The sequence below is a fragment of the Saccharomonospora cyanea NA-134 genome, assembly GCF_000244975.1.
Classification (GTDB): domain Bacteria; phylum Actinomycetota; class Actinomycetes; order Mycobacteriales; family Pseudonocardiaceae; genus Saccharomonospora; species Saccharomonospora cyanea.
Window position 1 is genome coordinate 253,164 of sequence record NZ_CM001440.1, and the last position, 25,372, is coordinate 278,535.

The 25,372-nt window shown below is 68.7% G+C and carries 29 protein-coding genes and 1 tRNA gene; 18 read left to right on the forward strand and 12 right to left on the reverse strand.

Features of this window, described 5'->3' with window-relative positions; translation table 11 throughout:
• The first annotated feature begins 68 nt into the window (after window positions 1–68).
• The 3 genes from SACCYDRAFT_RS01260 (at window position 69) to SACCYDRAFT_RS01270 (ending at window position 2,674) form a co-directional block, all read left to right on the forward strand.
• Complete coding sequence (locus tag SACCYDRAFT_RS01260) at window positions 69–857, forward strand: class I SAM-dependent methyltransferase (protein ID WP_005452845.1); 789 nt, start codon at window positions 69–71, stop codon at window positions 855–857.
• 418 nt (window positions 858–1,275) lie between these two features.
• Window positions 1,276–2,256, forward strand: a complete 981-nt coding sequence (locus SACCYDRAFT_RS01265; RefSeq protein ID WP_005452847.1) for a hypothetical protein — start codon at window positions 1,276–1,278, stop codon at window positions 2,254–2,256.
• A 49-nt stretch (window positions 2,257–2,305) separates the two neighbouring features.
• A complete protein-coding gene (locus tag SACCYDRAFT_RS01270; RefSeq protein ID WP_005452850.1) occupies window positions 2,306–2,674 on the forward strand; it encodes a hypothetical protein in 369 nt (122 codons plus the stop codon).
• 766 nt (window positions 2,675–3,440) lie between these two features.
• Here SACCYDRAFT_RS01270 and SACCYDRAFT_RS26720 read toward each other — a convergent pair.
• Together SACCYDRAFT_RS26720 and SACCYDRAFT_RS01280 are read right to left on the reverse strand one after the other, a co-directional pair.
• Window positions 3,441–3,881, reverse strand: coding sequence for a hypothetical protein (locus SACCYDRAFT_RS26720; protein ID WP_232283758.1), 441 nt, complete (start codon window positions 3,879–3,881; stop codon window positions 3,441–3,443).
• 305 nt (window positions 3,882–4,186) lie between these two features.
• Complete coding sequence (locus tag SACCYDRAFT_RS01280; protein WP_005452854.1) at window positions 4,187–4,906, reverse strand: helix-turn-helix domain-containing protein; 720 nt, start codon at window positions 4,904–4,906, stop codon at window positions 4,187–4,189.
• Window positions 4,907–5,091: 185 nt separating this feature from the next.
• Between SACCYDRAFT_RS01280 and SACCYDRAFT_RS26235 the strand changes: the two genes are divergently transcribed.
• Window positions 5,092–5,169, forward strand: a tRNA-Arg gene (locus SACCYDRAFT_RS26235).
• 280 nt (window positions 5,170–5,449) lie between these two features.
• Window positions 5,450–5,899: an NUDIX hydrolase gene (locus SACCYDRAFT_RS01285; RefSeq protein WP_005452856.1), complete on the forward strand. Its 450-nt coding sequence runs from the start codon at window positions 5,450–5,452 to the stop codon at window positions 5,897–5,899.
• A 225-nt stretch (window positions 5,900–6,124) separates the two neighbouring features.
• Here SACCYDRAFT_RS01285 and SACCYDRAFT_RS01290 read toward each other — a convergent pair whose 3' ends face one another.
• Window positions 6,125–6,556, reverse strand: a complete 432-nt coding sequence (locus SACCYDRAFT_RS01290; protein ID WP_005452859.1) for a MarR family winged helix-turn-helix transcriptional regulator — start codon at window positions 6,554–6,556, stop codon at window positions 6,125–6,127.
• Window positions 6,557–6,616: 60 nt separating this feature from the next.
• Here SACCYDRAFT_RS01290 and SACCYDRAFT_RS01295 point away from each other — a divergent pair, with 60 nt between their 5' ends.
• The 4 genes from SACCYDRAFT_RS01295 (at window position 6,617) to SACCYDRAFT_RS27130 (ending at window position 8,357) form a co-directional block, all read left to right on the forward strand.
• Complete coding sequence (locus tag SACCYDRAFT_RS01295; protein ID WP_005452861.1) at window positions 6,617–7,147, forward strand: hypothetical protein; 531 nt, start codon at window positions 6,617–6,619, stop codon at window positions 7,145–7,147.
• A 361-nt stretch (window positions 7,148–7,508) separates the two neighbouring features.
• On the forward strand, window positions 7,509–7,898 hold the full coding sequence (locus SACCYDRAFT_RS01300) for a VOC family protein (RefSeq protein ID WP_005452868.1): 390 nt from the start codon (window positions 7,509–7,511) through the stop codon (window positions 7,896–7,898).
• Window positions 7,899–7,995: 97 nt separating this feature from the next.
• Complete coding sequence (locus tag SACCYDRAFT_RS26725) at window positions 7,996–8,229, forward strand: NUDIX domain-containing protein (RefSeq protein ID WP_232283759.1); 234 nt, start codon at window positions 7,996–7,998, stop codon at window positions 8,227–8,229.
• Window positions 8,226–8,357, forward strand: a complete 132-nt coding sequence (locus SACCYDRAFT_RS27130; protein ID WP_269744639.1) for a hypothetical protein — start codon at window positions 8,226–8,228, stop codon at window positions 8,355–8,357. Before SACCYDRAFT_RS26725 ends, SACCYDRAFT_RS27130 begins: the two co-directional genes overlap by 4 nt.
• A 69-nt stretch (window positions 8,358–8,426) precedes the next feature.
• Here the strand turns inward: SACCYDRAFT_RS27130 and SACCYDRAFT_RS01310 are convergent, their stop codons facing one another.
• From SACCYDRAFT_RS01310 to SACCYDRAFT_RS01320, 3 genes are all read right to left on the reverse strand, one after another.
• On the reverse strand, window positions 8,427–9,386 hold the full coding sequence (locus tag SACCYDRAFT_RS01310; RefSeq protein WP_005452869.1) for a hypothetical protein: 960 nt from the start codon (window positions 9,384–9,386) through the stop codon (window positions 8,427–8,429).
• Between the two features lie 518 nt (window positions 9,387–9,904).
• Window positions 9,905–10,930 carry an alpha/beta fold hydrolase gene (locus SACCYDRAFT_RS01315; RefSeq protein WP_005452870.1) on the reverse strand — a complete coding sequence of 342 codons (1,026 nt, stop codon included), beginning with the start codon at window positions 10,928–10,930 and terminating at the stop codon, window positions 9,905–9,907.
• Between the two features lie 130 nt (window positions 10,931–11,060).
• The gene (locus SACCYDRAFT_RS01320) at window positions 11,061–11,687 is read right to left on the reverse strand and encodes an SAM-dependent methyltransferase (RefSeq protein ID WP_005452871.1); all 627 of its coding nucleotides are present in this window, start codon (window positions 11,685–11,687) and stop codon (window positions 11,061–11,063) included.
• An 88-nt stretch (window positions 11,688–11,775) separates the two neighbouring features.
• Here SACCYDRAFT_RS01320 and SACCYDRAFT_RS01325 point away from each other — a divergent pair, with 88 nt between their 5' ends.
• Complete coding sequence (locus tag SACCYDRAFT_RS01325; protein WP_043536972.1) at window positions 11,776–12,381, forward strand: helix-turn-helix domain-containing protein; 606 nt, start codon at window positions 11,776–11,778, stop codon at window positions 12,379–12,381.
• A gap of 160 nt (window positions 12,382–12,541) precedes the next feature.
• Here SACCYDRAFT_RS01325 and SACCYDRAFT_RS01330 read toward each other — a convergent pair whose 3' ends face one another.
• Both SACCYDRAFT_RS01330 and SACCYDRAFT_RS01335 read right to left on the reverse strand, forming a co-directional pair.
• Complete coding sequence (locus SACCYDRAFT_RS01330; RefSeq protein WP_005452873.1) at window positions 12,542–13,186, reverse strand: hypothetical protein; 645 nt, start codon at window positions 13,184–13,186, stop codon at window positions 12,542–12,544.
• 10 nt (window positions 13,187–13,196) lie between these two features.
• Window positions 13,197–14,084 carry an EamA family transporter gene (locus SACCYDRAFT_RS01335; RefSeq protein ID WP_232283760.1) on the reverse strand — a complete coding sequence of 296 codons (888 nt, stop codon included), beginning with the start codon at window positions 14,082–14,084 and terminating at the stop codon, window positions 13,197–13,199.
• 74 nt (window positions 14,085–14,158) lie between these two features.
• Between SACCYDRAFT_RS01335 and SACCYDRAFT_RS01340 the strand changes: the two genes are divergently transcribed.
• Window positions 14,159–15,094, forward strand: a complete 936-nt coding sequence (locus SACCYDRAFT_RS01340; protein WP_005452877.1) for a LysR family transcriptional regulator — start codon at window positions 14,159–14,161, stop codon at window positions 15,092–15,094.
• A gap of 28 nt (window positions 15,095–15,122) precedes the next feature.
• On the opposite strand, the gene SACCYDRAFT_RS01345 is transcribed toward SACCYDRAFT_RS01340, so the two are convergent.
• From SACCYDRAFT_RS01345 to SACCYDRAFT_RS01355, 3 genes are all read right to left on the reverse strand, one after another.
• Window positions 15,123–15,548 (reverse strand): hypothetical protein, encoded by a 426-nt coding sequence (locus SACCYDRAFT_RS01345; protein WP_005452879.1) that lies wholly within the window; start codon window positions 15,546–15,548, stop codon window positions 15,123–15,125.
• Between the two features lie 113 nt (window positions 15,549–15,661).
• Window positions 15,662–17,191, reverse strand: coding sequence for an asparagine synthase (glutamine-hydrolyzing) (gene asnB, locus SACCYDRAFT_RS01350; RefSeq protein WP_005452881.1), 1,530 nt, complete (start codon window positions 17,189–17,191; stop codon window positions 15,662–15,664).
• 49 nt (window positions 17,192–17,240) lie between these two features.
• A complete protein-coding gene (locus SACCYDRAFT_RS01355) occupies window positions 17,241–17,822 on the reverse strand; it encodes a TetR/AcrR family transcriptional regulator (RefSeq protein ID WP_043536044.1) in 582 nt (193 codons plus the stop codon).
• A 103-nt stretch (window positions 17,823–17,925) separates the two neighbouring features.
• Between SACCYDRAFT_RS01355 and SACCYDRAFT_RS01360 the strand changes: the two genes are divergently transcribed.
• The 7 genes from SACCYDRAFT_RS01360 (at window position 17,926) to SACCYDRAFT_RS01390 (ending at window position 24,556) form a co-directional block, all read left to right on the forward strand.
• Window positions 17,926–18,912 (forward strand): LLM class flavin-dependent oxidoreductase, encoded by a 987-nt coding sequence (locus SACCYDRAFT_RS01360; protein ID WP_005452894.1) that lies wholly within the window; start codon window positions 17,926–17,928, stop codon window positions 18,910–18,912.
• Window positions 18,913–18,977: 65 nt separating this feature from the next.
• The gene (locus SACCYDRAFT_RS01365; RefSeq protein ID WP_232283761.1) at window positions 18,978–19,277 is read left to right on the forward strand and encodes a hypothetical protein; all 300 of its coding nucleotides are present in this window, start codon (window positions 18,978–18,980) and stop codon (window positions 19,275–19,277) included.
• Between the two features lie 89 nt (window positions 19,278–19,366).
• Window positions 19,367–20,779, forward strand: coding sequence for an MFS transporter (locus SACCYDRAFT_RS01370; RefSeq protein ID WP_005452901.1), 1,413 nt, complete (start codon window positions 19,367–19,369; stop codon window positions 20,777–20,779).
• Entirely contained in the window at window positions 20,749–21,738 is a 990-nt protein-coding gene (locus tag SACCYDRAFT_RS01375; protein WP_005452903.1) for an ABC transporter substrate-binding protein, read from the forward strand. Before SACCYDRAFT_RS01370 ends, SACCYDRAFT_RS01375 begins: the two co-directional genes overlap by 31 nt.
• Window positions 21,735–22,739 (forward strand): FecCD family ABC transporter permease, encoded by a 1,005-nt coding sequence (locus SACCYDRAFT_RS01380; RefSeq protein ID WP_005452905.1) that lies wholly within the window; start codon window positions 21,735–21,737, stop codon window positions 22,737–22,739. The genes SACCYDRAFT_RS01375 and SACCYDRAFT_RS01380 overlap by 4 nt, the downstream gene beginning before the upstream one ends.
• Window positions 22,736–23,749: a FecCD family ABC transporter permease gene (locus SACCYDRAFT_RS01385; protein ID WP_005452907.1), complete on the forward strand. Its 1,014-nt coding sequence runs from the start codon at window positions 22,736–22,738 to the stop codon at window positions 23,747–23,749. Before SACCYDRAFT_RS01380 ends, SACCYDRAFT_RS01385 begins: the two co-directional genes overlap by 4 nt.
• Window positions 23,750–23,755: 6 nt before the next feature.
• Window positions 23,756–24,556 carry an ABC transporter ATP-binding protein gene (locus tag SACCYDRAFT_RS01390; RefSeq protein WP_005452909.1) on the forward strand — a complete coding sequence of 267 codons (801 nt, stop codon included), beginning with the start codon at window positions 23,756–23,758 and terminating at the stop codon, window positions 24,554–24,556.
• 60 nt (window positions 24,557–24,616) lie between these two features.
• On the opposite strand, the gene SACCYDRAFT_RS01395 is transcribed toward SACCYDRAFT_RS01390, so the two are convergent.
• Window positions 24,617–25,291 carry a YdcF family protein gene (locus SACCYDRAFT_RS01395; protein WP_043536046.1) on the reverse strand — a complete coding sequence of 225 codons (675 nt, stop codon included), beginning with the start codon at window positions 25,289–25,291 and terminating at the stop codon, window positions 24,617–24,619.
• Window positions 25,292–25,372: the final 81 nt, after the last annotated feature.

Consider the following 25,372-nt stretch of genomic DNA (forward strand, 5'->3'; position numbering starts at 1 on the left):
CGTCACAGGCCTTGCGCTATGAGCGAAACCGACTGTCACCCATCGTTGTCAATCGGCAGTCTGTCACCATGAATCTGGGTTTCCGAGGTGAGGTTGTCGACTTCTACCACCAGTACCGACGTGGCTATCCGCCCCAGGTCATCAACGCCTTGGCGGCCAGGTTCGAGCTGACCGCCGATGACGTCGTGGTTGATCTCGGTTGCGGAACCGGTCAGCTCGCCGTGCCCCTCGCCAGGCGGGTCCGCGCCGTGGTCGCCGTCGACCCGGAACCGGACATGCTGGCGCGAGGTCGTCGTGCCGCAGCCGAGCAGGCAATCCCCAACCTGAGCTGGATGCTCGGAGCGGACACCGACATACCCGCTCTGCCGGCCCTGCTCGGCAACCGATCGGTCGGCGCGGTCACCATCGGTCAAGCCCTGCACTGGATGAACCACCACGAACTGTTCCCAGCCCTGGTACCCCTCGTTCGGCCGGGCGGAGGCGTGGCCATCGTGACCAACGGAGCACCACTGTGGTTACAGGACAGTGGCTGGTCACACGCACTACGCGACTACCTGGAGAACTGGCTGGGCACCCCTCTCACCCGCACCTGCGGCGCTGACGAGACAACGCAGCAGCAGTATCGCGACAGCATGGCCGCCGCCGGATTCCAAGTCCACATGGAGAGCATCGACTACACGGACACGCTGGATCTCCCGCAGATCGTGGGTGGGATCTTCTCAGCACTGCACGCAGACCACCTACCCGCGCCCGATGACCGGCCGCACTTCGCCGAACAGGTTCGCCGTGCGCTAGAGCCCCACGCCCCGTTCACCGAGCATATCCACGTGCCCATCCTGACCGGCCGACTCGTATAGACCTCCGCACCAGTGGCAACCGCATCCCTTCGCTACTCCCCGTTGTGGCCTTCACGGGTCTGGCCCAGAAGTTACCCCCGCTGTCCCTCAACAACGGTCATCACGGCCGCCGCTTGCGCTGGAACCGGCCGCTGTTCCGGCACCGGCAGCGTGTTTTGCGGTGGGTTCCCGCTGAAGAAGCTTCAGTCACGGTGAACTCACGTACTTCTACAAGAAACTCACCAAGTAAGACACGCACTAAAAGCGTCCTAATTCAGCGTGCCGACTGAGGTGCCACTCTCGCTGGAAGAGCTGCCGTCGGAGTAGTCCGCCCTCCATGACGGTGCCCCGGCGGACGGTTGATTCCAACCCGCGGCGCCTGCTGAGCTCCGAACGAAATCATTGTGGGATGTGACGGAAGCGATGGGATGCTGAACAGATGAGTGAGAAGAAGCCAAAGTCCGGTGACATCACTGAGAATCCGGGGTGGTTCGGGTCGGGCTACAGCCGCAGCGGTGGTGAGATGATCCTCGGCATCCACGCGAACTGGCCAGCATACCCGTGCGCGCCAGGCGGTGGGCACGGTCTATTCGACCTGGCACAGTTTCCAGTCGGTACTCGCTTCTTTCCGATCGACGACATCGACCGCTGCGTGCTCTTCTGCGCCTACAACTACGACCCGAAGAAGCCTGAGCGTACCAAGGATCCGATGTCGCCTGACGCGTTCCAGGTCGCGATCTGGCATGAGGACCTTGTGCCTCTCCAGGAACAGGGCCTGATCAGGGGGATCACGTTGGTCAGCGAGCGAGAGTTCGAGATCCGCCGGCGGGCCGAGTGGGGCTGGCCGAAAAGACGGCTATTCATGAAGCTCGAGGATGGCACTTTAGAAGAGATGGTTCTTCCGCCATTGCCACCAGCGCCAGAAGAAGACTTCTTGTACGGGAGCCCTTACATATTTCCGGCCTTCGACGACAACGAGAGCGAGGGCGCCATCACGATCACCCCCGCTGGCTGGGAATTGGTCACAGAACAACTCGCCGAGCACCTCGAACTTCCGGGCAGCATGCCTGACCTGAAGAAGCTCCTGGACAGCGAGCTGTACGACCATGCAGTGCGTGAGGTCGGCATCGCTATCGAAGAGGAGCTGCGGCTTGTGGTAGGCAACGATGACGACTTCGGACAACGGCTCGTTGGTGGGTTCATCAAGCACCTGGATGAAAAGCTCTTCGCTTACAACACCCTCCTCAAGATCTATCGCTTACGGCTCCGCACGTTCTTCAAGTTCACCCGGAACCCGCATGCTCATCGCAAGATCACTCTTACGCGTCCTCACGCGCTGGCACTGACGTCCCATGCACTGGAACTACTGAGCGACATCCAGCAGTTCCACAAAGAAGAGAGCGGAACAGAAGCCGTGTGACCAACGTGGTCACGTAAACCTGTTGTCTTCACTCGGCGAGGTGGCGTGGATGCCGATCGACCAAGACCCGCAGGGCAGGTGGTGGCAGTGCGGCCAGCGCCAGAGTCAGTACAGGCGAACCCGTGATGGGAGCTCGTCCCGCTCGAATAGGGCGGAGCTGTCCGTCGAGCAGCAGAACAGCATCCTCGACGCCACACGACGCGTGAACCTCTACTGCGGGGCCATCCGCAGCGGGAAGGCCCATCGGTTCCATCGTCACCAGCTCATGTACGTGCGCACCGCCCCGGCTGGCCCGTTGGCGATGCTTGGGAAGACGCGCGACACCATTGCCGGAAACGTGTTCGACGTCATCGCCGACATGGCCCCACCCCTGCACAATCTTCTACTCCATAGTGGCGACGCCTACCTAGATTTATGAGAAGTTCTAGAGATGATTCGGCCAGCACCTAGCGGGGAACATGGATAACGCACAGGCGCTTGCCTGTGGCATCGGCTATGCCGCAATGGCCAGTGCTCGGCTCGACAGTAAGCTTCGGTGGTTACTTGCCAGTCTGTTGGGAGATGGCAACTTTATCCCCTCGTACCTCCTCTTGGAGGGGCGTTCAACGGAGTGGCTACGCGATTCCATCAAGTTGGTACTGCATGAGATAGACCCATACTTCCGGACGTGGCCAGAAAAGGCGCACGTGCGACTATGCGACCTCCTCGAGCAAGCGCGTCGGCTACAGGACTTAAGAAACACTGTGATTCATGGCGAGTGGAACAACCACGCAGCTCAAGAAGAGAGCGACATTCGCGCCCGTCCACGTGGCCCGAGGTGGGGGAGGTGCAACTCGACGTCTTCCCTGAACCCGGCCTGTGCCAGGTAGAGGACGATTCTCTCTGGTATTGCCACAGAGGCCGCAATTGGAAGATCGCACCGGATTGCAAATTAATAACCTCGGATGTGTGGTTACTGGGTGAAAAGCTCGACCGTCTAGCGAGCGCTGTCCAAGAAATGGTGCTGGAATTCTACCCGCCGGAGCAGGAAGTCGATTAGCGTCCTCGCCCCCTTCTCCCTTGTCGCTGCTTTGCGCCGTGGTGGCCTTATCAAGGGTGAGCGCAGCAGCTCGTTCCTGCTTCAAAAAGATCAAACAAGCTAAATGAGACACGGTCTAAGCGAACTCTGCGGCCACCTCACTCAATTACGGGACAGCCTCACGCCCTGATGTCTCAACCTGGACCGCTTCGCCAGACGTGGCGTCTCGTTTCACCAGTGACGCCAGGCCGCTCGCCAATCCGAGTACGAGCAGGGGTACGCACGCCACGACCGTGGTGACCGGCCACGGTGCGGTGGCGGTGCCCGCAGCCTCCATGACGTGGCTGGCGACTTGTGCGCCACCCCCGACGACCAGGCTCGCTGTGAAGGTGCGGCGAGCGAATGTGCGGGTACGTGTGGTGAGTTGGTCGGAGACGAGTAGCACTCTGAGTGCGTAGGCGGAGTAGAACTCCACGGACAGCGGTAGCACGACCGCGGTGTTCACGGTGAGACCGGACCCGATGCCTGGTAGGAGGTTGATCGGGCCGAAGCCGGTCAGTTCGCCGAGCCGGACCCAGCCACCCCAGATGGCGACAGCCGCGGCCAAGCCGATGACGGCCAGCGGCCAGGGACGGGGGAGACGAGCGCCTCGGACAGCGGGTGCAGTCTCGCGCCGTGAGGCCGGTCGACCGGTGTTTTCCGGGTGTCCGCCAGTGGTTGGTTCGGCTGGCGACAGGCTGGCGGCGGTGTTGTTCTCGCTGGCTGCCAGCGTCGCCAGCGCCTTCCGGACGGCGTAATCGGTGGCGCCGGTCAACCGCACCAACGCAGGGCGTCCCGGCCGTGGTCGACCAGCTCGATGTGCTGTTTCGAGCGCTTGGCGCACCTGAACGACCAGCGCATCCTCTGTCGTGGTCACCGGCGGCCTCCCTGTGGCTTGCCTACCGGCGACTCGTGTCGTGGATCAGCGGTCTTCTCGCCTCCGCTGGTGAAATCCTCGCTACTGGTGGGGTCGTCCGTGTCGACGCTCTTGGCCGGATGGCATCGAGGACAGCGGACCGACCTGGTTCGGTCAACATCCAGCCAGACGACACGGGCGCTCACCGGGTCGGAGTCGCGGCCGTCGCACTGCCCGCAGACGGGGCCGACGGTGCCCGGCGCGGCGCGCTTGCCCGCAGGACGGTTCTTGTCACGGTTAAGGACGGTTCGGGGGCAATCTCTGCCCCTCGTCGTGCGGCTCTTTGCCCCTCGTGCCTGCTGTGTTTGCCCCTCGTGCTGGTCACCAGGGGGCAAGTTCTGCCCCTCGCCGGGAGGGTTGTCCACAGGTTGCCGAATGACCAGGTCGTAGTTGTTCGGACGCCGGTCCGCCCGCTTGCGGTATGCGGCGACGATCTCCTGGTCGGCTGAGCGCCGGATGAGGCCGAGTTCTTCCAGCGCGCGCAGGGCGTAGCGCACCGAGCGCTCGGAGAGCCGGGTGTAGCGCATCAGCCGGTTCAGTGAGGGGAAGGCGTTGCGGCCGTCCGGGTCCGCGTGGTTGGCGAGCCCGACCAGGACTATCGCCAGGCTGGATGCGTCTCGGCGGTGGGTGGGGATCGGAGCGGTGTTGAGTGCCCAGTTGATGGCTTCGATGCTCACCAGGCCACCGCCTCGAAGAGGACGTGCAACGGCTGGTTGAAGAGGTCGTGCGGGCTGCGGATGGGCTCGGTCATCGGCGCCTCCGTTCAAACATCCCGTCTCACACCTGTCTCACGGACTGGCTGGACGGGGCTGGATGGGAGGCCTTGACCCGGACTGCCCACAGGAAGCTGGCCTGCGGAAACGCGCTCGACGGACGTCGAGGGAAGATTCCTTCGCGACTACGGATCAGAAGGTTTGGGGTTCGAATCCCTACGGGCGCGCAAGGGTTTATCAGCGGGCTTGTCCTCTCGGGCAAGCCCGCTGAGTCATTTTCCGGTTGGTGTAATGCAAGTGTGGTCCCACCGTGCCGCGCTACGACCTTCGCAGCCTGCTCAGCCGCCACCGCTTCGAGCGAAGGCGAGAACCGTCCTCCACGGCAGACGTTGTGAGGCCCAGTCGGCACGGGTTGCGGAGCAGTCCCGACTCGAGCGGTCCGGGGTTACATTCGTCGGAATCCGCGAGGTAATAGACGACCACGAAGAGCTACTGGGGTAGGCCGACATGATCGATGCTTCCGTGCTCGACGAACTCACCGCTCAAGCCGAGAACGACGGGGTGCGGCAACTCGTCGTCGGGGCTGTCGTGCAGATGGACGGCAAGGTGCTGTTGCTCAAGCGTCCGGCGGACGACTTCATGGGTGGTATCTACGAGTTGCCGAGCGGCAAGGTCGAAGGGGAGGAGACGCTCGACGCCGCGCTGGTCCGGGAGGTCGGCGAGGAGACCGGTCTGACGGTGACTGGCATCGTCGCCTACCTGGGCAGTTTCGACTACACCTCGGGCGGCGGGAAGAAGAGCCGCCAGTTCAACTTCGCCGCCCACGTGAAGAAGTCCGAGCCGGTTCGCCTGACCGAACACGACTCACACCTGTGGGCCTCGCTCGACGAACAGCCCCCGGTGACGGACGCGGTCAAAGAGATCGTCCAGACCTACCGGGGGCTGCACCAGGTGTGACTGATACTGAGGCCTTTCGAACCTGCGGGACGCGGGGCCAGCGGGGGTAGCGCTTGGACACGGGTAGTGAAGTTTTGTCAGACAGGTCCGCTTCCTGCTTATCAGGACAGGCCCTAGTCGGTCTGTCCCGCCGCATCAGTACCTGACAGTAATCAGTCCTGTGTTTCGTGCGTCGCGTATCGGCGGTGGGTTGGTGGTCTCTGCACGTCGGTCGGTAGCGGGCGTTCAGCGACTGTCACCGGACAGCAATCGCTCGACGATCTCCTTGAGCACTGTCGCGTCGTCAGGGTCGAGCCGGTCCAGCAGGTGACGACGGGTCGAGGCCTCCAGGGCTGGCACCGACGCGTCGATCGTGCGTCGGCCCGCTGGTCGCAGAGTGACCTCGACACCGTTCGCGACCTTGCCGCGCGCGACGTAGTCGCGTTTCTCCATCCTGGTCAGTAGGTGCGAGAGCCTCGTCCGGTCCCAGCCCAGGGCTGTGGCGATGGCGTTCTGACGCAGAACACCGCCGGATTCGTGCAGGCACACCAAGACACTCAGCTCTGATTCCGAGAGGCCGGATGCCGTAGTCATGTCGGCGATGATCGCGGCGCGAGTCGTCTCGTACGCGCGCTTCCACAACAGCCACAGTTCGGTCGCCTGACCCTGTGTTGACATGTCAACACCGCCCTTCTAGTGTTCGACCATACAAGGCCTCCCACACGTAAGGACTCTGCGATGCTCGATGCTCGACGGCACTACGTCAGCCTGCGCTCGTTGGCGCTTCTTCCTCTCGTGCTGTTCTTTCCGGCCGTGATCGCCTTCTTCGTGGACCCAGACGTGGCGTGGGGGGAATACTTGGGAGTCTTCTTCCACCTTTCCATCCTTTTCCTCGTCTCTCGCCTGGAAGCGGCACCGTGGGCCAGGGCGGCCGGCTACGGATGGGTGACACTGGACGTGCTCGCCGGCATTTTGATGATCAACGAGATCGCGTACGACACTGCTTGGGCGGTTCGGCTCGGCGGGCACGTCCTTGCCGGTGTCTGGATCGTGTCGAGCTCCCTGGTCAGCCGGGCCTGGCCGGTCAGCGCGGTCGGCGTGATCACGGGTCTCTGGCTTGCCGCGTACTCCTTCGTGGGACACGTGCTTCCAGAGTCATTCCTGCGTCCGGCCGGCATCTTGATTCTGGTCTGGTTCGCCCTCCTGGCGATCTTTCACCGACCAGCGGAGGATCGATCGGCGACACCGACGAGGCCAGCGCCGGCGTAACGCGTGTCGCGATCTGCCGGGAATTGGCGCCTGAACGACGGCAGCGCAGTGGGGAGCCGCTTGTTGTCACGTGATCCGGCAAATACGAAACGCTGCGGGCAGAGCGCTCGTGATGGTCGCACAGCACGGGCTCGCTCACATCCTGTCTGAGGCTGGGATTCCGAGGAGATGGAAGCTCACCCCAAACAGCAGGAGTTTCTGAGGCGTTACGGCCGCGTGGGCGCACCGGCCGGGCGAGCACCGAAAACCCTCGTGCTCGCTCGTCTCGTCCGGTACGGTCGCCAGCTGTTCCACTGCGAAGAGCCCGAGAGAGTCACGCGCGGCCGCCCTGTCCGTTCCCCGTTGAGAGCAGGTTTCGTCAATGGCATGTCGTATCGGTGAGCTCGTGCTCGATTGCCGTGACCCCGAGGTGCTGGCGCGGTTCTGGTGCGAGGTCCTGGACTTCGTGGAGCTCGGTCGCGAAGAGGGCGAAGGGGGTTACGCCATCGAGATCGGGCCGCGCGAAGGGCTCGGCGGACCGCAGCCGACGATCATCCTCAGAGCCGGGGACGTGCCGGAGCAGAGGAAGTCCCTGCTGCACATCGACGTCAACCCCACCGACCGCGACCAGGACGCCGAACTCGAACGCCTCCTGAAGCTCGGGGCACGGCCGGCCGACATCGGCCAGACCGGTGAGGAGCAGTGGCACGTCCTCGCCGACCCCGAGGGCAACGCGTTCTGCCTGCTCAAGGCTCGTCTCAACCCGCTCTAGGGCGAGTCGGCATGATCGGTTCTTCCGTGCTCGCAGCACTCACCACTCAGGCCTTCAGCGACGGGTGCGGCAACTCGTCGTCGGGGCTGTCGTGCAGATGGACGGCAAGGTGCTGTTGCTCAAGCGTCCGGCGGACGACTTCATGGGTGGTATCTACGAGTTGCCGAGCGGCAAGGTCGAAGGGGAGGAGACGCTCGACGCCGCGCTGGTCCGGGAGGTCGGCGAGGAGACCGGTCTGACGGTGACTGGCATCGTCGCCTACCTGGGCATTTCGACTACACCTCGGGCAGCGGGAAGAAGAGCCGCCAGTTCAACTTCGCCGCCCACGTGAAGAAGTCCGAGCCGGTTCGCCTGACCGAACACGACTCGTATCTGTGGGCCTCGCTCGACGAACAGCCCCCGGTGACGGACGCGGTCAAAAAGATCGTCCAGACCTACCGGGAGCTTCACCAGGTGTGATCGTAAGTGCTTTCGGGCTTGGTTCCCACCGCTTGAGTCGAGCATCGCGTCGATTTGACGCTGCGGAGGCTAGGACATTTCGGTGCGATTGGCGTGGTGTTCCGATGTGGGGCAGTAGTACAGCTGGAGAGCGTAGCCTCGACCGATCGTGACCCCGACCGGGTCCGAGAGGTCCCGTCCCGACTCGGCTTCCTCGCTCGGCCGCCAGCTCCTGGTTCCGCCGTCGAATTCTCCGGAAGCAGCGGTGAACAGCGGTAACTGTTCCTCACCGCACTCGCACATCATGGGGTACGGGTCGATGATGCCCCAGTACCCGCCGTGCCCCATGACCTTCCAGCCGGGTGCGGTGGCGATGTCCTGGCTGTAAGCGGTGCTGTTGCCGGTTTGGTCCTCCCAGTCGCCGATTGCTCGCCGCAGAGCCTCGGGCAAGGTGGAGATGTTCGGATACTCGGTCACGACCTCGGGACACACCACGCACGGGTTCGGGACGTATTCGTCGACGCACATCACCGGTCGCGGCTGGACGGCGAGCTTCTCGTGGACCTCTTCGGTTCGGCGCCAGCGGATCTGGAACGCCGGGCAGTAGGGGGTGTCGGTTCTGGTCCCGGTGTGGTCGAGCGGACACCACAGGATCTGGAGCAGGTCGTATCGGTCGGCCCACGGCAGGCCCGGCACGTCGCGGTAGTACAGCTGAGCGACCGGGATGAGCGGTACCGGGGCATTCCGGTCGTGGCTTGGAGGTGCCTCTCGGGTGGTCTGGAGCTCCGGTTCGCACCAGCGATGTGATCCCTCGGCGACGCGATGGCGAAGAATCCCGTCGAATGGTTCTTCCATCCCCGGCTCGTGCGACAGTCCGCACACCGGCCACGGTTCGTCGGCCGGCCAGAGCAGGGGACCACCGATCGACGACTGGTCGATGCCGGGGGCACCCTTTCTCGGGTGCAGCCGCACCGCCGACTTGGCGTAGGGGGCGAGCCCGGGGAAGTGCTTGAGGATGTCATAGGGGCGCGGAGGCGTCGTGAGGGTCATGGGTCTGGAATTCCACTAAAGTTCAAGGGTCCGAGGACCATACCGCCGCGCGGTGACACCTCCCGCTGAAGCGAACTCCGCGGCACCGCCAAGCCCGCCGCCATTCGAACACCTGCAGCCAGATCGGCCACCTCACTCAGTTACGGGACAGCCTCACGCCCCGGCGTCCCAGCTTGGACTGCTTCGCCGGACGTGGCGTCTCGGTTCACCAGTGGCGCCAGACCGCTCGCCAATCCGAGTCGAGCAAGGGGTACGCAGGCCAGGACCGTGGTGTTCACGGTGAGCCCGGATCCGATGCCCGGTAGGAGGTTGATCGGGCCACCTCAGATGGCGACAGCCTCGGCCAAGCCGATGCCGACCAGCGGCCGGGGACGGGGGTGTCACGGCCGTCGCACCGCCCGTAGACGGGCCCCTCGCCGGGAGGGTTGTCCACAGGTCGGTGGGACGCCGGTCCGCCCGTTTGCGGCATGTGACGATTTCCTGGTCGGCTGAACGCCGCACCGGCTTCGGTGGCGTGGTCAGCCTTCGAGGAAGCGCATCAGCTCTGTGGTGACGAACTCGGGGTTCTCCTCGACGAGCCAGTGTCCCGCGTGTGGTACGTCCACCGCTCGCACGATGTTGGTCATTCGCGGGGTCACTGTGGCCTGGACCGCGTCGAGTTGCCCCTGGGCGGTCAGGAGCAGGGTCGGGGCCTGGACCGGTGCCGCTGCCACGGTGTCGCGGACGTCCTTGTCGAGGGCGCGGTAGAGCTCGAAGCCACCCGACAGGGCCGCAGGCCTGCTGTAGGTCCGTGCGTACTCGTCGATCTCGGTGTCGGTGAAAGGGGATCGGTCCGAGGTGCCGCCGAACGCCGTTCCGTCGAACGAGACCTGGGGATAGAACAGTGCCAGGTAGTCGCGGACGTCGTCGCTCACGACCGCCTCGGGGACCTGCCGCTGGGAGTGGAAGGCGATGTGCCAGCTCAGAGTGCGGTAGGTGGCCGCGTCGATCCCAGGCCCCGGTAGCGGCAGGTCGAAGTAGGCGAGGCGGGCGGTGTCGTCGGGGAACTGGCTGGCGTACTGGAACGCCACCGCGGCGCCCAAGTCGTGCCCGACGACGGCGGCGTCCCGGACGCCTAGCCGGTCTGCGATCAGGGTGTGCACGTACCGGGCCAGGGTGGCTTTGTCGTAGCCGGTCGGTCGGCCGGTGCTGTCGCCCAGTCCGGGGAGGTCGACCGCGTAGACGGTGTGGTGTTCGGCGAGTGCGGGCATGATCGGCCACCAGCCGTACCAGGTCTGTGGCCAGCCGTGTATCAGCACTACCGGTGTGCCGCTGCCGCCGGTGACGTAGTGCATGCGAACGCCGTCGACCTCGGCGAACTCGTGCCGGAAGGTGCCCCGGAAAGCCGGGTCGTTCTGGGTGGCGACGGCGTGGGGAGGGATGTCGTCGGCGGTCGGTGTGGAGCAGGCCGCGGTGCCGATCGTGAGCAGGATGGTGAGCACGAGGGCCGCTGTGCGCGTGGTCGGGCGGATGCGGCCTTTCGGCGGCCGGGCTGTGGTGGTCATGGTTCCTGTCCTTGTGGGGTGATGGAGTCGGCGTCCGGTCGTGCCGTCGATGAGCTCGTGGGGTGGCCGAGGCATCCGCACAGGACCTCGGCCAAAGCCGTCGCCGGTCCGGGCGGCTTTGGCCGTTGGGTCAGGTGGTGCGGCGGACGAGCAGGACGTGGTCGGTGACCTCGGCGGTGCGCCCACCTGGTCCCGTCGCGATCCTGCGGGGCGTGTCTGCCCGCTCGACCGTCCACGTCGCCGGGTCCAGGTCGATGCCCTCGGCGACCTCCTGCGGGCTCGGGTACCGGACGCCGGGGTCCTGGTTCCACGACCACGGCGCGGTCGAGCCGTGGTCGACGACCAGCAGCCGCCCGCCCGCGCGCAACGCGTGCGCGGCCGAGCGCAGGACGGCCGCCCGGTCCAGGTCGGAGGGGGTGTGCAGGTAGTGGGCGCAGACCAGGTCGAACTCGCCGCGCGGGAAGGTCTCACTCAGGTCGTGCCGCACGGCGGTGACCCGGTCGTCGAGGCCGTGAGAGCCGGCGAAGGCGGCGAGCCGTTCGACTGCCACGGCCGAGATGTCGACGGCGGTGACGTGCCACCCCTGACCGGCGAGCCACAGTGCGTCGCCGCCGTCGCCGCATCCGAGGTCCAACGCGTCGCCAGGCGACAGGCCGGTGACGGTCTCGGTGAGTCGGGCGTTCGGCTGCGGGACGGTGGTCGCCGGTCGAGACGCGTGGACGCCGTCCCAGAACGTGACCGCAGCGGCGGCGTTCATCGGTGTTTTTTCCTTCGGCATGGGGCTCAGTTTCGCCAGGTGCACACCGATCTGGCACGGAATCTTGCGGTTCCGGCAAGATGGCCTCATGGACCGCGACACGAACGAAGTGCTCGACGCGGTAGGGCCGCGACTCCGCGCGTTGCGCCGTCACCGCGGTATCACCCTCGCCGACCTCGCGACGACGACCGGCGTTTCGGAGAGCACCCTGTCCCGACTGGAGAACGGGCAGCGCCGGGCAACCCTGGAGTTGCTGCTCCCGCTCGCCCGCACCTACGACGTTCCACTGGACGACCTCGTCGGCGCCCCGCGCACCGGCGACCCCCGCGTCCACCTCACGCCCATTCGCCGGTTCGGGATGACCTTCGTGCCCCTGTCCCGGCGACCCGGCGGGGTGCACGCGTTCAAAATGATCATCCCGGCGTGGTCCGAACCGCTCGAACCGACCCCGCAGACCCACGACGGCTTCGAATGGCTGTACGTGCTCAACGGACACCTGCGGCTGGTGCTCGGCGAGCGTGACCTGACATTGCCACCCGGGGAGGCAGCCGAATTCGACACGTCCTCGCCGCACTGGCTGGGAAGCGCCGACGGCGGGGTGGTCGAGCTACTCATCCTGTTCGACCCGCAAGGGATGCGTACCCACATCCACGCCGACCCGCATCGGTCCTCTCCCGGCGGGAGCGAGCGATGAACTCGGCGAGAGATATCGCGTTCGCGCCCGGCAGCGAGCCGTGTGGTGCGGCAGCCGCGATCACTGAGAACCATTGACCGGAAACGATGTTCTCCAGGCGCCGAGCATGTGTCCGCCCCGGGCCGGGGGATCCTCGTGTTCCGGTGGGCGCCCCGTGGTGTCACAGCACCAAAAGGTTGTCCGTCACGATCATCCAGACGAACGCGGTGGTTCCGACGGCCACCAGCGCGGCGCACACCCGCCCGGCACGCTGGATGGCAGTGCGGGACACGCCTTCGTCGGTGGCGTATCGACGGAGACTGAGGAGCAGGCACACACCCATCGCCAAAAACCACGGTTCGTAGAGCAACAGGTCCCACAGGAACAGCGCGGCCGGGTCGAGGTTCACCCATGCCTCGGTGGGCAACGGCACCTGGGCGACGCCGAGCAACGCGAGCAGCTTCGTGACCCCGCCCCCGAGTCCGTGGACGACGGCGTACAGGCCGCCCACCAGCACCGGCACCGCGCACAGTGGAACGAGCAGCGCGGCGGGGACCTCCCGCCCGCCGGACATCGGCAGCCATGCGGGTGCGCGCCGCAGCCGAGGAGTGGTGAGAACCAGGCAGGCCACCCCGCCGAGAAGGATCACGACCCCGGCCACGAAGGAAGTGAACTGGAACGTGGGGAGGTCACGGGGCACCGAACCTCCGAGGCCGATCGTGCCCCCGGCGGCCTGGTAGAACCGCACGAACACCGCGTAGAACACGGCCAGCAGAAGCCCCCACACGCCGGCCCGGGAAGGTGCGCTTTCGTCGCGAGACGTCATGGTGCGAGTCTCACCGGCTGTGTCGTGGTCGTCCTCCCTCCTGGCGGGGAACGGTCTCCCCCTCAGGTGGGACGTCCTGCTCGCGCGAGCGGAGCGTCACGGCGGTGGCGGCGATGATCACACACCCGACGCCGACGAGCTGGGTTGGGGTGAGCAGTTCGTCCAGCAGCACGAGTCCGGCGAGTGCGGCGACCACCGGCTCGCCGCACTGCAACACGGCCACGATGCGCGGTGCGAGGCGGCGCAGCGCCGCCATCTCCAGCGAGTACGGGATCACCGCCGACGTCAGGCCGAGCGCGACACCCACCGCGAGGAGGTCGGGTGCCAGCACGGCATCACCACTGTGGACCAGACCCGCTGGTACCCCGAGGACCGCGGCCACGGTCACCGCCCACGCCAGCCCTCCCAGACCGGCCGTGTCCCGCCCCACCCGCCGCGACAGCAACAGGTACGCGGCCATCGAGGCGGCCGAGGCCACGGCGAGTACCAGACCCTGCCACGGCAGCGCGCCCGCCGACGAGTCGCGCACGAGCAGCACACCGAGTACCGCCACACCTGCGAACACCAGGTCGGCGGCTCGGCGGGACGTGCAGACGGCGACGGCCAAGGGGCCCAGCAGTTGGATCGTGCTCGCCACACCGACCGGCAGCCACCGCAGGGCGGGATAGACCAGGTTCATGCCCGCGATCGCGGCGCCCAGCGCGCAGACGAACGCGAGGTCCCGGCCCCTCGGCAGAGCGGGACGGTGCAGGGCCAGCAGGATCAACGCGGCCGAGGCGAGTCGCAACGCCACGACGCCGAGCGGTCCTGCCTCGGTGAACAGGAGCTTGCCCCACGCCTGGCCGGTCTGCACCGACACCGCGGCGCCGAGGACGAGAAGGTGTGGGGGAACAGCCACGACTCCAGGGTCGCGCCACCGGATCGTGCGCGTCCATCAAAAAATCAGGCGAGGATTCGTTTAGCCTCGGCTACATGATTGACCTGAGGCGGGTGCAGGTGCTGCGTGTACTGGCCGATCGCGGCACCGTGACGGCCACCGCGGAGGCGCTGCACCTCACGCCGTCGGCCGTGTCGCAGCAGATCCGGCTGCTCGCCGACGACCTCGGGGTCGAGCTACTCGAACGGACGGGCCGGAACGTGCGGCTCACCGTGGCCGCGCACGCGCTGCTCCGCCACGCCGACGCCCTGCACGAGCAGTGGGAGCGGGCTCGCGCCGAACTCGCGGTCGGCAGCCGGGTGACCGGAACCCTGCGCTTGTGCGGGGTGTCCTCGGCCGTCGCCGCCCTGATGGCCCCGGCCGTGGCGCGGCTGCGCCGCGACTTTCCCGAACTCGACGTGCACGTCGCGGAGGAGGAGAGCGAGGACTGCTTCACGCTGCTACTGGCGGGGCAGGCCGACATCGCCGTGGTGCTGCCCACCGCGGGCACCCCACCGGTGGACGACGCGCGGTTCGACCAGCACGTGCTGCACGAGGACCCGCAGGATCTGCTCGTGTGGCGCGGGCACCCGTTCGCCGAGGGCGGTGGCGGTGGTGGCGGCGGTGACGTTGACGGGGTCCGCCTGTCCGACGCCGCCGCCGAGAACTGGATCGTCAAACCTCGGCACAACGACACCTACGACCTGCTGCTGGCCGCGTGCTCGGCGGCGGGGTTCACGCCCCGCGTCACGCACCACGTGAAGGAGTGGTTCGCCGTGTCGGCGCTCGTGGCCGAGGGCTTCGGGGTGTGCCTGTTGCCGAGGTTGGTTCCGGTGCCGGGCGAACACCCTGTGGTGCGCGTGCCGGTGCGCGGGAACCCCCGGCCGGTGCGGAAGTTCCTCTGCTGCGTGCGCCGGGGTAGCGGGTCGCATCCCGCCCTCGCCGAGGGAGTGCGGGCGCTGCGTGCCGCGGTGGGCCGGCTGCCGGGTTGACGGGAAACCCCTGGCTCTTTCGCGGAGGTCAGGACGCCAGGAGCAGGACGCCGGTCACGAGGAGGGCGATGGTCTTGACCGCTTCCAGCGCCACGTAGACGTAGTGGGCGCGGGAGCGCGGGACGTTCTCGCCCGTCAGCACGCGGTTCGAGCGGCGGGTCAACCGCGGTCGCACCGCCGCGAGCTGCACGGCGAGGGCCGCGAACACCACCGCACCGGACACCAGCGCGGAGGTCCCGGGCGGATCGACGGCCAGCGCGATCACCGCCGTGAGCGCGAGGACCGCCTCGGCGGTGTTGAGCGCACGGAAGACGAGCCTGCCGATGCCGAGACCGATGGGGACCGTCACTCCGGGGGCACGGAACTTCAAGGGTGCTTCCAGAAACGAGATCGCCAGCACCATGCCCAGCCACACGAACACCGCCGCGGTCGCCACCGCGAGTCCCGGAGCCATCGACGTTCCTTCCTGGGAGAAAGCCGCCGCTCGGAATTCTACGTCGGCGGTGCCGTGACAGTTCCCCACGCGACGAGCGGGCCGTTCGAAGCGTCGGAGTCGTGCGCGGCACCTCACCAGCCGGCGAAGCGGCCGATGAGGTGCTTGGGGTCGACACCCGTGAGCTCGCGCTGGAACAGGCGGTAGTAGGCGAGTTCCTCGCGGGAGCGCAGCGGCGGATCGAGCTCGCCGCGTTCCGCCTCGAACTCGTCGGCGGACACAGTGGACGCGTAGTACTCGCCGAGGACGTCTCTCGCGCCGGTGCCCTGACCGAACTGCTGTTTCGGCCGCCACAGCAGGTGCTCGGGCAACCAGCCCTCGAACGCCTTGCGCAGCAACCACTTCTCGGCGCGGTCACCGCTGAGCTTCCAGCGGGCGGGCAGGCTCAGAGCGAGTTCGACCACGTCGAGGTCGAGGAACGGGGTCCTCGGTTCGAGGCCCGTGGCGCCCGCGACACGGTCGACCCGTTGCAGGCCACCGATGTGGAGGCCCTGGAGGGTGGAGAGCAGTTCCTCGTGCAGCTCGGTGTCGCTGTCGATCTCGCTGTAGTAGCCGTAGCCCGCGAAGAGTTCGTCGGCGCCCTCACCGATGAGGACGACCTTCACCGTGCGGGCCGCGAGCTTCGACACCAGCAGGTTGGGCACGGAGCTGTGGACGAGCGAGGGGTCGAACGACTCGATCACTCTGATCACTTCGGGCACCCAGTCGATGAGTTCGTCGTCGGTGTAGACGCGCTCGTGGTGGTCGGTGCCCAGGGCGTCGGCGACCTCGCGGGCGGCCACGAGGTCGGCGCTGCCCGCAAGGCCCACGGAGAACGTGGGAAAGCGCCGCCCCGTGCGGTGGGCGTGCCTCGCGGCGATGGCGGTGACGATGCTGGAGTCGAGCCCACCGGAGAGCAGGGCGCCGACGCCCACGTCGGCGGCGAGGAACCGCTCCACCGCCCTGATCAACGTGTCGCGGACGGCGGCGAGCACCTCCTCCGGTGGGTCGGCACCGGAGTCGCCGGGCGCGGCGGTAGGGGTGGTGTCGGTGAGCACCCGAAACGGTGTCAACCCGTCCTCGGGGGTCCAGACGTGGCCGGGCGGGAACGGCTCGACGTCGGGACGGCGGTGCGGGTCGAAGGCCTTGAGTTCGCTGGCGAAGATCGCCGTGCCGTCGTGCCTGGCCCAGTACAGCGGCGCGATGCCCATCGTGTCGCGGGCGGCGAAGAAGCGCCCGTCGACCTCGGCACCGGCGAACGCGAACATGCCCCACAGCCGGGACAGCGCCGCGGGCCCGTCCGCCTCGATGAGGTGCAGGGCGCTCTCCTGGTCGGCGCGGGTGCGGAAGACGTGGCCGCGGCCTTCGAGTTCGGTGCGCAGCCGCTCGTGGTTGTAGATCTCCCCGTCCCCGACGAGCCAGTACCTGCCCGCCGGGTCGTGGAGTGGCTGCGCACCGCCTTCCAGGTCCACGACGGCGAGCCTGCGGTGACCGAGCCAGGCATGGTCGAGTGCGCGGCTGCCCTGCCCGTCGGGGCCGCGATGGGCGAGCCGGTCGAGCATGCGCATGCCTTCGAGCGGGTCGAAGGGGCCGTGTGCGGCGACGATGCCGGAGATGGTTCTCACCTGTCCTCGTTGCCGGTGCTGCTGCCGGTGTACCCCGCCGGTCGGCTGATCACGCGTCCAGGGCGGGGCCGTGCCGCAGCCCGGCGAGCGCGATGTCGAGGCAGCGGGACACGGTGTCGGCCGGAAGGTCGAGTTCCACCAGCCTGCCGAGCGCGGCGAGCAGGCCGAGTACGTCGTCGGGGCCGACACCCGCGCGGAGGGCCCCCTCGGCGTGGGCGGCGGCGACGAGCTCCGCCACCAGGGGGCCCAGGTACTTCCGGCACCCGGAAAGGCCGGCGGAGTCGGTGGTGGCGGCGAGGTTCTCCAGCAGCGCGCGGTCACGCCGCTGATAGGTGAGGGCGTCGGCGATGAACGCGGCCAGCGCCTCCCACGCGTTCGGGCGGGTGCGGGCCGAGCGCCGCGCCGCCTCCACCCAGTGCGCGTAACTCTCGGCGACCAGGGTCTCGATGAGCGCGTCCTTGGAGGGGAAGTGCCGGTACAGGGTGCCCATGCCGACACCGGCGCAGCGGGCGATTTCCCTGACGTCGACGGCCCGACCGCGTTTCGAGAACGCGGCGGCGGCGGCTCGCAGGATCGCCGCGCGGTTGCTGAGGGCGTCGCGGCGCCGTGGCGTGCCGACCTGCTGAGTCATGGCTCTCATCGTAGGTCGCCGCGGGAAGAGGAGCGGGCGCTCCGGCGTCAGTAGAGTGGAGCGGAGCAAGTGCTCCGCCTCGCCGTGTCGAAAGGGATTTCCCGTGACCGTCAACTACTCGATCCTCGACCTCGCCACGTTCGGCGGGGAAGAGACGCCGAGGCAGGCCCTCGAGGCGAGTGTGGCGCTGGCGCGCCGCGCCGAGGAGACCGGGTACCGCCGCGTCTGGTACGCCGAACACCACAACTTCCCCTCGATCGCGTCGTCGGCCACCAGCGTGGTGATCGCCCACGTCGCCGCGCACACGGACAGCATCCGGCTCGGTGCGGGCGGTGTCATGCTGCCCAACCACTCACCGCTCACGATCGCCGAGCAGTTCGGGACGCTGGAGACGTTGCACCCGGGCCGCATCGACCTCGGCCTCGGTCGCGCACCGGGCACCGACCAGAAGACCCTGCGCGCGCTGCGCCGCGACCCGACGTCGGCCGACTCGTTCCCGCAGGACGTGCAGGAGCTCGCGGGTTACCTGCGTGGCGAGTCGCTGATCCCCGGCGTCGACGCCATACCGGGCAAGGGCACGAACGTGCCGCTCTACATCCTCGGTTCCTCGCTGTTCGGGGCGCAGCTCGCCGCCGCGCTCGGGCTGCCCTACGCGTTCGCGTCGCACTTCGCGCCCGACGCCCTGCGGCAGGCCGTGGCGGTGTACCGGGAGCAGTTCCAGCCCTCCGAACAGCTCGCCGAGCCGTACGTCATCGCGGGCGTCAACGTGATCGCGGCCGACGACGAGGAGTCCGCGCAGGAGCAGTTCCTCACCATGAAGCGTCAGCGCGTGAGCATGCTGCTGGGCCGGGGCCGCACGTTCACCGACGAGGAGGCGGACATGGTGCTGGCCTCCCCGCAAGGTGCGCAGCTGCTCAACATGGTCAGGTACACGGCCGTTGGCACGCCGGAGAAGGTCAAGGAGTTCCTGGACGACTTCGCCGCGCACGCCGACGCCGACGAACTCATCACCGCACACCAGTCGCCCTCCGTGACCCAGCGGCTCCGGTCGGTGGAACTCCTGGCCAAGGTGGCGGGTCTGAAGTCGTGATCCGATAACGGTGCGCGCTCATCCCGGCCCCGGCGACGCTCGGGTGTGCTGAGGTGCCGGGTGGGATGAGCGGACAACGTGACGAACAGGGTGACGACATGGCGACGCACGAGGAGACGTTGGCGCAGCTCTATCAGGGCGTGGAGAACTGCACGAACATCCACAACGCCATCCAGCACGCGCTGTCGATGGCGTCGGGCCTTTCGGAGCTGCTGCAGAACAGCCTCGGCGGCACGGGCGCGTACGACGAGGTGGGCGGCTACAGCGAGAGCGTGCTGACCCAGTTGGAGCTGTCCGCTCAGACGGTGGAGCAGACCAAGCACGCCATCGAGAACCTGATGGTGCGGTTCGACATCGTGTACTGAGGTCGGCAACGAGAATCGTTTTCATTCAAGTGGCCCACGCCACAGATCGCGGGGTTGTCCGCGAGCCTTGAAATGGTAATGATTTTCATGTGCTTAACACGGCGGTCGGCACCGCGGCATCCTCACCGGCGTGGTCGGACCCCGGCCTGTGTGCCGACTTCCGCCGGTACGTCGCGGCCAGGGTCGTCACGGTGGCGGGCGGGCTGGTCTGCGTCGTCGTCCTGCCCGTCCTCACCTACCGGCTGACCGGATCGGCGGGGTGGACCTCGGCGGTCGCGGTGGCGGAGGCGCTGCCGTACCTGGTCTTCGGGCTGGTGGCGGGCGCCGTCGCCGACCGGGCGCCCCGTCGCGCCGTGCTCATCGGTGTCGATCTGGCGGCGGCGGCTCTGCTGGCCAGTCTCGCGCTCGCCTGGTGGCTGGGCGGGTTGACTGCGGTTCACGTACTCGTCGTGGGCTTCGCCGTGCAGTCGCTGTTCGTCTTCGGTGACGCCGCCGGGTTCGGCGCACTGGCCACTTTGGTCGGCCGGAGGAGACTGACCACCGCGTACTCCACCGTCTTCTCCGCCACGGCGATCACCGAGATCACCGTGCCGCCGCTCGTGGGACTGGCCGTCGCGGTGCTGGCGCCCGCGCCCCTGCTGGCACTGAACGCCGTGTTCGCGGTCGCCTCGGCGCTGTTGTTGCGGGCTGTCGTGCGGCCACTGTCGGCGGAGCCGACGACCGAGCCACTGTCGGCGGAGCCGACGATCGAGCCACTGTCGGCGGAGCCGGCGAGCGGCCCGCCCTCGGCGGAGTCGACGGGGCGTCGATGGAGACCCTGGGTCGGTGACGTGGCGGCCGATGTCCGCGCGGGGCTCCGATTCGTCTTCCGGCATCCGGTCGTGCGCGTGCTGACCCTCGTGGGAGCCACACATTCCGCTGCGGGCGGGGCGTGGGTGGCCCTGCTCGTCCCGTTCGCCGACCACGCGCTCGGCATCGCACCGTCGGGTGATGTCCGGCTCGCGGCGCTGTTCACGTGCTGGGGTCTCGGCGGCGTGGTCGCCGGGCAGGTGACGCCGCGGCTCACAGGGAGGTACGGACACGCGCGAGTCGCGCTCGCCGTGCTGCCGTGCTCCCTGGCGTGCTCGCTGGTGACAGCGCTGTCCCCGCACTGGATCGTGGCCGTGGTGTCGGTGACGTGCTGGGGACTCTCGCACAGCGTGGTGGTCGTCAACGCCGTCACCTACCGGGCGCAGCTCAGTCCCGACGCCATGCAGGCCAGGGTGAACACCACCGGACGCATGCTCGCGTGGGGCGTCGGCCACCCCGTCGGGGCCGCCCTCGCCGGGTCCGTGGCCGTCACGGGTGCGGGCGTGCGCGGCGGACTGGTCGCGGGGTCGGTGTTGCTCGCGGTCGGCGTCGTGATCGCGTGGTGCAGTCCCGCGCTGCGCTCACGAACCCATCGTTCGTCCCACCGTCGAAAGGACAATCCGTGCTCGGACGTCGCGGCGTCGTCGCGCTGACCGTACTTCCCCTCGCTGCCGCCGCCTGCGCGCCGACTCCGGCGGACGAGGGTGGGCGGCATCGCCCCCCTCCGCACGTCGAGCGCACTGTGGCGCCGCTCGCACCGTCGCTGACGGTCACGGACCCGCGTGGCCGGACGGTGACCTTGGAGGAGCCTCCGGAACGCATCGTCTGCCTCAGCGGACTCTGTGACGACATCGTGGTGGCGTTGGGGATGACCCCGGCCGGCACGAGCAACCCGGACGTGCTCACCAGCCCGGCGTTGCTGGGCGCGGAGGGTGAGGCGGTGCCCGTGGTCGCGGGAACGTTCGGCAACGAGGACGTCGAGAGCATCGCCGCGCTGGAGCCGGATCTTGTCATCGGACTGTCCGGTGTGCACGACGGCCTCGCGCAGACGGTGGAGGAGTTCGCCCCGCTGTGGCTCACCGAACCGGCCACCTGGCAGGAGTCCGTGGGGTACCTGCGCGCGCTGGGCGCGCTCACCGGACGGGTGGAGCAGGCCGTGGCGGAGGAGGAGCGGTTCCGCGGGATGCTGGCCGACGCCGCCACGACCACGCACCGCGACGGCCGTTCGGAACGCACCGCGGTGCTGGTGTACGGCAGCGTGGACGCCATCGGCGTGGACACGACCGCGTCGCTGAAGGGTGACCTTCTGGACCATCTGTTCCACTACCCGTTCCCCGCGCGCGGCTCCGACGCGGAGACGGCGTCGAACTACAGCGTGGAGGAGCTGCTCGCGCGGGCTCCCGAGGTGGTGTTCGTCTACTCCCTGCTGTTCTCCGACCACGACGAGCCGCTGTCCACGCAGCTCGCGGACAACCCCGTGTGGCGGCGGATCCCGGCCGTCGAGGCGGGTGCCGTCCACGAGATGGACGCGGCGCTGTGGGGCAAGGCCAGGGGCACTCGCGGACTCGCGGCCGTCGTCGAGCAGGCCCTCGACGCGGTGCCGGCCGCGTGACGGCGCGACTCCCGCGCTCTCTCGCACTGGTCGTCGGTGTCGGCGGGGCCCTCGGCGTGCTCGTGGCCGCGATGTGTCTCGGTGAACCGGTCGTCGCGCCGACCCGGCTGCTCGACGTCCTCGTCGGCGCCGACTCGCTGGAGCGGGTCGTGGTCGTGGAACTGCGCGCGCCTCGCGTGTTGCTGGGGCTGTTCGCCGGTGCGGTGCTCGGGGCGGCGGGTCTGCTGCTCCAGGAATCGCTGCGCAACCCGCTGGCCGTGCCCGAGCTGCTCGGGGTGTCGACCGGCGCCGCGGCCTCCGTGGCGTTGACCGTCGTGTTCTCGGTCGCCGTTCCCGGCGCGCCGCTGGTGCCCGCGCTCGGGGGTGCTCTGGTGGGCGGCGGGCTCACGCTGCTCGCGGCTCGTGGTGCGGTGGGGCCCGCTGCCGTGTTGCTCGTCGGCGCGGCCGTCAGCGCCGCCCTCACGGCTGTGCTGCTGTCCGGAGTGGCGCTGTCGGACTCGCGCGAGCAGGGAGTTCTCGTGCGCTACCTGCTGGGCTCGTTGACAGGCACGACCTGGGAGACCGTGGCGACGGCGCTGCCCGGTGTGGTGCTGGCCCTGCCGTTGGCGGTGCTGGTGCTGCCCGCGCTCGGGGTGCTGCGGCTCGGTGACGACACCGCCACGGTCCTCGGACTGTCGACCGGGCGGGCCCGCGGCGCCGTGCTCGCGGTCGCGTGCGCGCTGGTGGCTGCGGTCGTGTCGGTGTGCGGGCCGGTGGCGTGGGTGGGTTTCCTCGCGCCGCACCTCGCCCGCGGGTTGCGTCCGGAGGCGGACCCGCGAGTGTGGTTGGGCTGGTCGGTGGTGGCGGGCGCGTTCGTGGTCGTGGTGGCGGACCTCGTGGCCCGGACCGTGCTGTATCCCGTCGAACTGCCCGTCGGCGGGCTCACCGCGGTGGTGGGCGTGGGAGGCGGAGCGGTGCTGGCGGCGGGACACCGCCGGACCCCGGGGAGGACCAGGACGTGACGGCCCGCTCGTTCGCGGTGTGGGCCGCCCTGCTGGGTCTGCTGCCGCTCGTGGTGCTGCTGCACCTCACCACGGGGACTTCCGGCGCCGACAGCCTCGCCGCGCTCGTCGGTGGCGGCGACGACCTGACCCGGCGCATCGTGACGGAACTGCGCCTCCCGCGCGTGTTGGTGGCCCTGGCAGCCGGCGCGTGCCTCGGTGTCGCGGGGTGCGTGCTCCAGGCCGTGCTGCGTAACCCGCTGGCCTCGCCCGAGGTGACGGGCATCGGCTCCGGCGCGGTGCTCGGCGCCGTCGCGGCCACCGTGCTCGGAGCCGCGGGGGCGGAGCGGGGACCTGCCGGGCTCGCGGTGTGGGCGATCGTGGGCGGCGTCGTCGGTGGCGGCCTGTTGTGGCTCGTCGCCGCCCGTGCCGCGCGGGACGAACACCGGTTGGTGGTCGTCGGCGTGCTGGTGTCGGCCGTGCTCTCCGGGGCCACGCTCGTGCTGCTCACCGCGCGACCGCAGCTCGCGGGCGCCCTCACCCAGTGGTTGATCGGGTCGCTGACCGGCCGGGGCTGGGTGCACTGGCACCTGCTCTGGCCGTGGCTGCTCGCGGTGTCGGTGGCGGCGGTCGCGATCGCGGGCGTGCTCGACGTCCTCGCGGTGGGCTCCGACCACGCTGCCGTGGTCGGAGTGGAGGTGCGTACGTGGCAGGGCGGGGCGCTGCTCGTGGCGGTGCTCGCCGCCTCGGTGGCCATCGCGACGGTCGGCGCCCTCGCCTTCGTCGGGCTGCTGGCCCCCCACGCGGCGCGGCGCCTCGTCGGCACCGCGCACCGCGCGACCATCCCGGCGAGCGCACTGCTGGGGGCGGTCACCGTGTCGGCGGCCGATGCGGTGGCGACGCGGGTCACGGCGTGGGTCTCGGCCTCCGAGCAGCAGTTCGGGCTCCCCGCCGGAGCGATCACCGCTGTGCTCGGCGCGCTGGTGCTGATCCGCGTCGCCCGCAGGCCCACGACCTCGAAAGGACAGTGATCCTCGATGCCGTCGACTTCACCCGTCGAACCGCTCCGGGCGCGCGGGCTCGCGCACTCCTTCGGCGATCGCGCCGTGCTCCGGGGCGTCGACCTGACCGTCAGGCAGGGGGAATGGCTGGCACTGGTGGGCCGCAACGGCTGCGGCAAGTCGACCCTCCTGCGGATGTTCGCGGGCCTGCTGCGGCCCGACACCGGCACGGTGACGTTGCACGGCAGACCCCTGACGTCCTGCTCGCGTAGGCATGTCGCCCGGTCCCTGGCGATGCTGCCGCAGGCGACGGCCACGGTGCCCGCCCTCACCGTGCGCCAGCTCGTGCGCCAGGGCCGGTACGCCACGCGCGGACCGCTCGGGATGCTCGCCGCGGGCGACGACGACCACGTTCTCAAGGCGATGGCCGACACCGGCGTCGAGGCGTTCGCCGACACCGCCGTGGACCGGCTCTCCGGTGGCGAACGCCAGCGGGCCCGGCTCGCTCTCGCGCTGGCCCAGGACGCACCGTTGCTGCTCCTCGACGAACCGACGACCTACCTCGACGTCCGCCACCAGATCGAGGTCCTCGAACTCGTGGCCCGGCTGCGCGTCGAACGCGGCCTCACCGTGGTGACCGTGCTGCACGACCTCGCTCAGGCCGCTCGCTACGCCGACCGCGTGGTGGCGCTGAAGGACGGCCGCGTGCACGCGGACGGGCTCGCCGCCGAGGTGGTCGACGCGGACCTGCTCCACAGCGTGTTCGGTGTCCGTGGCCGGGTGTGGCGCGACGACGTGACGGGACGACCGCTGTGTGCGTACGACAGCCTTGCCTGACCACCGTGTCCGCACCCTGTGCACTCGTGTCCGCGCCTTGTGCGCGCCCGTACGCGGGCTTCACGCCGGACGCAGCAGCCGCGCCGTGTACCCGGCGGCGACCAGGCGGCGGTAGGCGGCGTCGACCTCGCCCGGCACGTCCTGGGCGATCGTGAACCCGCGCTCGGCGTAGGCGGTGACGCGCTGGGTCTCGCCAACGAGCATGTGCACCACGCGGTCGGGATCGCCGATCGCGGCCAGGTAGTCGTCCAGCGACGTGTGTGACGCCGAACAGCGCACGGCCAGCTCCGGCCACAGCTTCCGGCAGGTCGCGTACGCCCTGCGCTGCTGGTACGGCTTGCACACCAGTGTCGCCGTGCGCACCGGGACATCCCGCTCGGCGAGCAGTCGCCGGGTGAGGGTGACGTTCTCTCCGGTGTTGCGGGCGCGCGGCTCCACCAGCACGGCGTCGGCGGGGACACCCAGCGCGAGCGCCCGCTCCCGGTAGTGCACGGCCTCCCCACGCGGGAAGTGGTCCACCGTCGTGGGCGCGGTCGCACCCGTGAACACCACGAGTGGGAACCGCCCCGCCAGGTAGAGGGCCGCCGTGTGGTCGGCCACCCCCAGGTCGTGACTGCCGAGGCCCACACCCACGTCGCTCCGGCGGGGAGCGTGGTCCAGGACGTGGTAGCGCCACAGGATCTCGGCGTCGGCGCGCACGGAGTCGTGAAGGGCCGTCGGATGTCGTCGTGCCATGAGACAGGGATACCGCGAAAACCGGCGGCGTCACGGTCGGGCTGAGGTGGTCCCCGGAAAACGCTGCCCGGCGACCGCTGG